Genomic DNA, 7533 nt, shown 5'->3' with positions numbered 1-7533 from the left:
CCCCCCCCCCCCCCCCCCCCCCCGGGCCCGTTCGTCGTCGGTCAGAGGTACTGGCCGGTGTTGCTGGCGGTCTCGATGGACCGCCCGGCCTCGGCGCCCTTGCCGCCGGAGACGAGGGTGCGGATGTACACGATCCGCTCGCCCTTCTTGCCGGAGATTCGCGCCCAGTCGTCCGGGTTGGTGGTGTTGGGCAGGTCCTCGTTCTCGCGGAACTCGTCGACGCAGGCGTCGAGAAGGTGCTGCAGGCGCAGCCCCTTGCGCCCGGAGGTGAGGAACTCCTTGATAGCCATCTTCTTGCCCCGGTCGACGATGTTCTGGATCATCGCGCCGGAGTTGAAGTCCTTGAAGTAGAGGACTTCCTTGTCGCCGTTGGCGTAGGTGACCTCGAGGAAGCGGTTCTCCTCGGTCTCCGAGTACATCCGCAGGACGACCGCGTCGATCATCGCCGCCACGGTGGCCTGCGGGTCGCTGCCGTGTTCGGCCAGGTCGTCCGCGTGCAGCGGCAGGCCCGCGAGGATGTACTTGGAGAAGATGTCCTTGGCCGCCTCGGCGTCCGGCCGCTCAATCTTGATCTTCACATCGAGCCGGCCGGGGCGCAGGATCGCCGGGTCGATCATGTCCTCCCGGTTGGAGGCGCCGATGACGATGACGTTCTCCAGGCCCTCGACGCCGTCGATCTCGCTGAGCAGCTGCGGGACGATGGTGTTCTCCACGTCGGAGGAGACGCCGGAACCGCGGGTGCGGAAGACCGAGTCCATCTCGTCGAAGAACACGATCACCGGGGTGCCCTCGCCGGCCTTCTCCCGGGCTCGCTGGAAGATCAGCCGGATGTGCCGCTCGGTCTCTCCGACGTACTTGTTGAGCAGCTCGGGGCCCTTGATGTTGAGGAAGAAGCTGGTGTGCTTCTCCTCGCCGCGCCGTTCGGCGATCTTCTTTGCCAGGGAGTTGGCCACCGCCTTGGCGATCAGCGTCTTGCCGCAGCCCGGCGGGCCGTAGAGCAGGATGCCCTTCGGCGGCCGGAGCTGGTGCTCGCGGAACAGGTCGGCGTGCAGGAAGGGCAGCTCCACCGCGTCGCGGATCTGCTCGATCTGCGCCTGGAGGCCACCGATGTCCTCGTAGTCGACGTCGGGCACCTCCTCCAGAACCAGCTCCTCGACCTCGCTCTTCGGGATCCGCTCGTACGCGTACGCCGAGCGGGGCTCGATCATGAGCGAGTCGCCGGCCCTTATCGGCGTGCCGATGAGGGTCTCGGCGAGGTGCACGATGCGCTCCTCGTCGGAATGGGAGACGACCAGCGCCCGGTCACCCGGGGCGTCGCCCGGTCCGACGAGCACCTCCTTGAGCATCACGACCTCACCGACCCGCTCGTAGCCGAGCGCGTCGACGATGTTGAGCGCGTCGTTGAGCAGGACCTCCTGGCCACGGCGCAGCTCGTCGACCTCCAGCGAGGGCGAGACGGCGACGCGGAGCTTGCGCCCGCCGGTGAAGACGTCCACCGTGCCGTCGTCGTGCTTCGCCAGGAAGACGCCGTAACCACTCGGCGGCTGCGCGAGGCGGTCGATCTCCTCCTTGAGCGTCACGATCTGCGCGCGAGCCTCCTTGAGGGTGCTCACGAGCCGTTCGTTGTTCTCGGTCAGCCGCGCCAACTGGGCCTGGGTGGCCGCCAGCCGCTCCTCGAGCTGCCGGACGTGTCGGGGGCTTTCGGTCAACTTGCGCCGCACCAGGGCGAGTTCCTCTTGCAGGAACGCGACCTGCGTGGAGAGATCGTGGGCCTCCTTCTCCCACCGTGCGGCGCGCGAGTCCGCGTCGTCGCTGCGTGCCACGTCCCACCTCCCCGGGGGGCTTGAACGTTCTGAGCTAACACTAGCCGCTATGAGCTCGATTCGGTCCCACGCAACGCGCTCGTCACCGAAGCTTGATCGCCAAGGGCTGGTCGACGGGCGGGTACGGGCGTTCGGGTACCGTCGTGGCGTGGGACGGGAGAACATGGGGGGTGCTTCGTGACCGACGTCGCGACGGACCAGCTTCAGGTCTGGGTGGACCAGGACCTCTGCACCGGCGACGGGCTGTGCGTGCAGTACGCGCCCGAGGTCTTCGAGTTCGACGTCGACGGCCTGGCGTACGTCAAGGGCACCGACGGCGAGCTGAGGCAGGCCGCGGGCGCCCGGGTCGACGTGCCGGAGCACCTGCGTCTCGAGGTGATCGACTCGGCGAAGGAGTGCCCGGGCGAGTGCATCCACGTGGTGCGCGGCGGCGACGGCGTCGAGGTGGCCGGCCCGGAGGCCGACGACTGACCGGTTGACGGATCGCGGCGCGGGCCGGGACGGGAGCGTCCCCGGCCCGCGAGCGTCTCAGAGCACGGGACGACCGACCACCGAGGCAACAAGTCGGGCAAACTCCTCCAACCGGGCGATCTGGCCGGCTCCGCCGTCGTCGAGCGTCTTGCCGAAGCGCAGCGCGTCGTGCCGGGGCGCGCCGGCCATCTCGTCGCCCGGCGGCGCCTCGTCCAGCGAGGTGAGCAGCAGGTAGACGTCGATGCTGTCGACCCGGACCTCACCGTTGTCGGCACGGGTGAGCCGCCGGCGGCAGCCGACCTCCGTGACCGTGGAGACCGGCACCACCCGCAGCGAAGAGGTCATCGAGCCGGGCGGCCCCTCCCCCGGCGGCACGTCCTCGCCGTGCCAGAGGATGAGCCGGCTGCCGTCGCAGACGACGACCTCCTGCCAGACACCGTTGACCTCGTTGACGAAGCGCTCCAGGGTGAAGCCGAGCACGGACGCTCCGCGCAGCACCCCGCCGAGGGCGTCCAGGGCGATGTCGGGGTCGCGCAGGTACGCCCGGGCCGCCGACTCCAGGTCGGCGTAGGGCGACCAGTCGGGGAAGACCGCGGGCAGATCGCCGTTGCCGTAGCCGGGCCTGCTCATGCCAGCGCCTCCCGGTGTCCGTGCCGCCGCCGGCCCCACCCGCCGGGACGGGCGCGGTGCTCGATGATCCGCTCGCTCATGCCGCCCTCTCCGCCCCTCCGGTGCCGCCCCCGCCGGGACACACGATCCACCCGCGCCGGGTCACGGCCGGTCAGTCTCCTGCTCCGCCTCGGCCGCCGCCTGCCGGGCCGCCTCCGCCTCCCGCAGCGCCTGCCGCCGCTGGACGTACGCCTCGGTGCCCTTGCTGGGCTTGCGCCGCCGGGGCGGCGCGGTGACGCCGGGGGCGAGCTTGCGGGCGGAGACCAGGAACGCGGTGTGGGCGATCATCCGGTGGTCGGGGCGGACGGCCAGCCCTTCGGCGTGCCAGTCCCGCACCAGCGACTCCCAGGCGCGCGGCTCGGTCCAGCCGCCACGCTCGCGCAGCGCCTCGACCAGCTCGGACAGCTGCGGGGTGGTGGCCACGTACCCGATGAAGACGCCGCCGGGGACGAGCGCCCGCTCGACCATGTCGAGGGTCTCCCACGGGGTGAGCATGTCCAGGATGATCCGGTCGAAACCGGTCTCCTGACACTCGGCGACGTCGCCGACGTGCAGCCGCCAGGCCGGGTGTGGGGCGTTGAAGAAGGCCTCGACGTTGCGCCGGGCGATCTGGGCGAAGTCCTCGCGGACCTCCCAGGAGTGCAGCTCGCCCTCGGTGCCGACCGCGCGCAGCAGGGAACAGGAGAGCGCGCCGGAGCCGGCGCCGGCCTCGAGGACCTTCGCACCGGGGAAGATGTCGCCCATGGCGACGATCTGGGCGGAGTCCTTCGGGTAGATCACCTGGGCGCCGCGCGGCATGGAGAGCACGTAGTCCGACAGCAGCGGCCGCAGGGCCAGGAACGCGGTCCCGCCGCCGGCGGTGGTGACCACACTGCCGTCAGGCAGGCCGATCAGCGTGTCGTGCTTGAGGATCCCCCGGTGGGTGTGGAACTCCTTGCCGGGCTCCAGCGTCACGGTGTGCATCCGCCCCTTGGGGTCGGTCAGCTGCACCCGGTCGCCGGGGCGGAACGGCCCCCGGTGCACTGGAGGCAGGGCCGGGGCGGCGGAGGAATGTGCGGTCACGTGTTCGTCTTCCGTTTGGGTTCCAGGAGCTGAGCCAGATCCGCGATGTGCAGAACGCCGACGACATCTTCGCCTGCCGTCACGACGTACTGTGCGCCCGGGTGGGTGCGTACGGTTTCCAGCACGTGCTCGCCGTCCGCGCCCACCGGCAGGGCGGGCAGGCCGTCCAGGTCCCGGGAGACCGCGTCCACCGCGAGCCACGGCCGCCGCTCCGGGGGTACGGCCTCGGCGCGGGCCGGGTCGACCAGGGCGACCGGTCGCCCGGCGCCGTCGACCACGGCGAGCGCGAGCCCCGGGGGCGGGGCCGCGGCGCACCGGCGCTGCGCCTCCGCGAGGGGGGTGCCGCTGGGCACCGGGAACACCGGGCGGGCCAGCCGGGCCAGGTCGACCAGCGGAAGGCGACGGCTGATCCGGGCGAGCCGAATGGACTGGCCGGCGCCCCGCCAGAGGGTGACGGCGACGAGCAGCATCAGGGGCAGGGCGAGCGGCGCGATCGCCCGACGCAGGGTGAGCAGGGCCACCAGGGCCAGGGTGGCCACGGCGACGGCCCGGCCGATCCAGCCGGCCACCTCGGTGCCCCGGTGCCGGTCACGGGTGAGTGCCCACACGGCGGCGCGCAGCGCCCGGCCACCATCCAGCGGCAGCCCGGGCAGGCTGTTGAAGGCGGCGACCACCACGTTGCAGACCGCGAGCTGAAAGGCGAGCTGGTGGGCGAGGGTGCCGACGGGCAGGGCGAGGGTGGCGGCCACGGCGGCCCCGCCGAGCACCGCGGAGACTGCCGGGCCGGCGAGGGAGACCAGCAGGTCGACCTTGGGACTGGGGGCGTCCCGGTCCATCTCGGTGTACCCACCGAGCAGTTCCAGGGTGATCCCCCGCACACCGATGCCGTACCGGCGGGCGGTCAGCGCGTGCCCCAGCTCGTGCAGCAGCACCGAGCCGAGCAGGGAGACCGCGAAGCCCAGGCCGACGAGGTAGCCGCCGAGGTGGCCGAGGTCGAGCTGGCGGCGGGCGAGGGCCGCGTACAGGACGGTGACGAGCGCGGTGAGCAGCAGCATCGAGGCGTCGACACGCAGCGGCACCCCACCGACCCGGGCGACGGTCAGCCGGGTACGGCGCGGCCGTCGGTTCCCCTGCTCCACCGGGTCGATGCTACGCGGCGCGGATCATGCTCCGGCGCGGCGGCGACGGCCCTGTCACACCCGTGCCCTAACCTTTCGGACATGACGGCGGAACCGGTGACCGACGCGCAGGAAACCTGCGACAACCCCAGCTCGGCGGTGCCGCCGCCCACGGTGCGGGCATCGCTGTCGCCGTCGCGGGCGGCGGACTTCAAGACCTGTCCGCTGCTCTACCGCTTCCGCAGCATCGACCGGCTGCCCGAGCGACCCACCGTCGAGCAGGCGCGGGGCACGCTGGTGCACGCGGTGCTGGAGCGGCTGTTCGACCTGCCGGCCGCGGCGCGGACCCCGGAGTCGGCCGGCGACCTGGTGGCCCCGCAGTGGGACCGGCTGATCACCGAGCAGCCGGAGCTGGCGAGCCTGTTCGCCGACGGCGACACCGCCGGGCCGGCCGAGTTCCTCCGCTCGGCGGCGGGGCTGCTGGAGGGCTACTTCGCGGTGGAGGACCCGCGCCGGCTGGAGCCGGCCGAGCGGGAGGCGTTGATCTCCGCAGTGGTCGACGAGGAGTTGCTGATCCGGGGTTACCTGGACCGGCTCGACGTGGCCCCGGACGGCGCGCTGCGGGTGGTCGACTACAAGACCGGCGGGGCGCCGCGGGAGGCGTTCGAGGCGCGGGCCCTGTTCCAGCTCAAGTTCTACGCCCTCGTGCTGTGGCGGACCCGGGGCGTGGTGCCGCGGGTGCTGCGGCTGCTCTACCTCAAGGACGCCGAGGTCTGCGACTACACCCCGGACGCGGACGAGCTGGTGCGATTCGAGCGCACGGTGGTCGCGCTGTGGCAGGCGATCGAGCAGGCCATCGCGCGCCAGGACTTCCGTCCCCGCCCCAGCCGGCTCTGCGACTGGTGCAGCCACCAGGCGCTCTGCCCGAGTTTCGGCGGCACGCCGCCGCCGTTCCCGGCCTCCGGTGCGGGTGACCCGCTGACCGACGCCCGGTCCCGGCCGGTCGTCCCCGGCGCCGACGAGTGACCCTTCTCCCCGAGGAGGCGGCGGGCCACGACACCGGCGGCGACGGATCGCGCCGGGCGGCGGCCAGCGTCGTGGCATGACCCGGACCGACGGTTTCCCGGCGGCGGAGGTGACCGACACCGGTCCGGGCCCGGCACCGGCGGCCGATCGGATCGGGCACGGCCTGGTCGGGACGCGGGGACGGGTCGCCCTCTACCGTGGGGTGCCGCGGACCGGTCCGCGGGCCGGCGGCGGCGTCCGGACGCACGCGCGCGTCCCGGTCGAGTCCGCCGGGACGGTCCCGGCATGAGCGCCGACGAGGGAAGACGGATGACCGACAGCGGGGCGACGGAACGGCCGATCCGGATCCTACTCTCCGACGACCAGCCGCTGCTGCGTGCCGGCTTCCGGATGGTGCTGGGCACTGAGGACGACCTGGACATCGTGGCCGAGGCCGGGGACGGCCTGGAGGCGGTGGAGCTGTCCCGCCGGCTGCTGCCGGACGTGGTGCTGATGGACATCCGGATGCCCCGGATGGACGGGGTGGCGGCGACCCGGGCGATCGTGGACGCCCGGCTGCCGGTGCGGGTGCTCATCCTCACCACCTTCGACCTCGACGAGTACGTCGTCGGCGCGTTGCGGGCCGGGGCGAGCGGCTTCCTGGCCAAGGACGTGCCCGCCGAGGACCTCGTCACCGCGATCCGGACGGTGGCCGCCGGGGAGGCGGTGGTGGCGCCGCGGATCCTGCGCCGGCTGCTCGACCGGTTCGCCGACGTGCTGCCCGACCCGGCGGCCGCCCCGCCGAAGGAGCTGCACGCGCTGACCGAACGGGAGCGCGAGGTGTTGGTGCAGGTGGCGCGGGGACTGTCCAACGCCGAGATCGCCCGGGCGCTGTCGGTCAGCGAGACCACCATCAAGACCCACGTCGGGCACGTGCTGACCAAGCTGGGGCTGCGCGACCGGGTTCAGGCCGTGGTGCTGGCGTACGAGACGGGGCTGGTGCGGCCCCGGCGGTGACCGTGGTCAGCCCGTGGAGGCCACCTCCGTCACCGGCCGGCGCTCCACCGGCTCCGGGTGGGCCGCGGTCCCGATGGCGTCGGCCCGGCCCCACCGGCCGGGAATGTCGAGCAGTTCGAGGCGGCCGAACCGCTCGGGCAGTGCCGGCGCGACCACCAGGTCCTCCTCATACGGCTCGAGGCCGAGCACGGTGCGCACCAGCAGCAGGGGCGCTCCGGTGGCCAGCGCCTGCGGGCTGTTCGCGGCCGGATACTGGACCGGATGCCGGGTCAACTCGCGTTCGAAACCGCCGAACGCCTCCGGGAGCCGGCCGTGGAAGCACTCGGCGGCCTCGATGATGCCCTCGGCGATGCGTCCCGCCTCCTCAG

At 72.8% G+C, this 7533-nt stretch carries 8 protein-coding genes and 1 pseudogene; 4 read left to right on the top strand and 5 right to left on the bottom strand.

The window, feature by feature from the left end; translation table 11 throughout:
* Positions 1 to 41 precede the first annotated feature (41 nt).
* Positions 42 to 1823, bottom strand: coding sequence for a proteasome ATPase (arc, locus tag ACL02O_RS33180; RefSeq protein WP_412822134.1), 1782 nt, complete (start codon positions 1821 to 1823; stop codon positions 42 to 44).
* A gap of 177 nt (positions 1824 to 2000) precedes the next feature.
* On the opposite strand from arc, the gene ACL02O_RS33175 reads away from it, so the two are divergent.
* Positions 2001 to 2294 (top strand): ferredoxin, encoded by a 294-nt coding sequence (locus ACL02O_RS33175; RefSeq protein ID WP_412822133.1) that lies wholly within the window; start codon positions 2001 to 2003, stop codon positions 2292 to 2294.
* A gap of 57 nt (positions 2295 to 2351) precedes the next feature.
* On the opposite strand, the gene ACL02O_RS33170 is transcribed toward ACL02O_RS33175, so the two are convergent.
* The 3 genes from ACL02O_RS33170 to ACL02O_RS33160 all read right to left on the bottom strand — a co-directional run bounded on the left by ACL02O_RS33170 (position 2352) and on the right by ACL02O_RS33160 (position 5173).
* On the bottom strand, positions 2352 to 2924 hold the full coding sequence (locus ACL02O_RS33170) for a hypothetical protein (RefSeq protein ID WP_412822132.1): 573 nt from the start codon (positions 2922 to 2924) through the stop codon (positions 2352 to 2354).
* Positions 2925 to 3065: 141 nt separating this feature from the next.
* Entirely contained in the window at positions 3066 to 4025 is a 960-nt protein-coding gene (locus tag ACL02O_RS33165) for a tRNA (adenine-N1)-methyltransferase (RefSeq protein ID WP_412822131.1), read from the bottom strand.
* A complete protein-coding gene (locus ACL02O_RS33160; protein ID WP_412822135.1) occupies positions 4022 to 5173 on the bottom strand; it encodes a site-2 protease family protein in 1152 nt (383 codons plus the stop codon). Before ACL02O_RS33160 ends, ACL02O_RS33165 begins: the two co-directional genes overlap by 4 nt.
* A gap of 72 nt (positions 5174 to 5245) precedes the next feature.
* On the opposite strand from ACL02O_RS33160, the gene ACL02O_RS33155 reads away from it, so the two are divergent.
* From ACL02O_RS33155 to ACL02O_RS33145, 3 genes are all read left to right on the top strand, one after another.
* Positions 5246 to 6169 (top strand): RecB family exonuclease, encoded by a 924-nt coding sequence (locus ACL02O_RS33155; RefSeq protein ID WP_412822130.1) that lies wholly within the window; start codon positions 5246 to 5248, stop codon positions 6167 to 6169.
* A gap of 76 nt (positions 6170 to 6245) precedes the next feature.
* A complete protein-coding gene (locus ACL02O_RS33150) occupies positions 6246 to 6458 on the top strand; it encodes a sensor histidine kinase (protein WP_412822129.1) in 213 nt (70 codons plus the stop codon).
* Positions 6455 to 7165: a response regulator gene (locus tag ACL02O_RS33145; RefSeq protein WP_412822128.1), complete on the top strand. Its 711-nt coding sequence runs from the start codon at positions 6455 to 6457 to the stop codon at positions 7163 to 7165. Before ACL02O_RS33150 ends, ACL02O_RS33145 begins: the two co-directional genes overlap by 4 nt.
* Positions 7166 to 7171: 6 nt before the next feature.
* On the opposite strand, the pseudogene ACL02O_RS33140 reads toward ACL02O_RS33145, so the two are convergent.
* Positions 7172 to 7533, bottom strand: a pseudogene (locus tag ACL02O_RS33140) (hypothetical protein); the annotation flags it as partial.

Origin of the sequence: Micromonospora mangrovicola (assembly GCF_047200535.1) — a bacterium.
Lineage (GTDB): Bacteria > Actinomycetota > Actinomycetes > Mycobacteriales > Micromonosporaceae > Micromonospora.
This window is presented reverse-complemented; position numbering and strand designations above follow the sequence as displayed.

Excerpts from the sequence above, each read along its gene's own strand:
- ACL02O_RS33145 (WP_412822128.1), top strand. The coding sequence starts at position 6,455 with ATGAGCGCCGACGAGGGAAGACGGATGACCGACAGCGGGGCGACGGAA.
- ACL02O_RS33150 (WP_412822129.1), top strand. The coding sequence starts at position 6,246 with ATGACCCGGACCGACGGTTTCCCGGCGGCGGAGGTGACCGACACCGGT.
- ACL02O_RS33170 (WP_412822132.1), bottom strand. The coding sequence starts at position 2,924 with ATGAGCAGGCCCGGCTACGGCAACGGCGATCTGCCCGCGGTCTTCCCC.
- ACL02O_RS33155 (WP_412822130.1), top strand. The coding sequence starts at position 5,246 with ATGACGGCGGAACCGGTGACCGACGCGCAGGAAACCTGCGACAACCCC.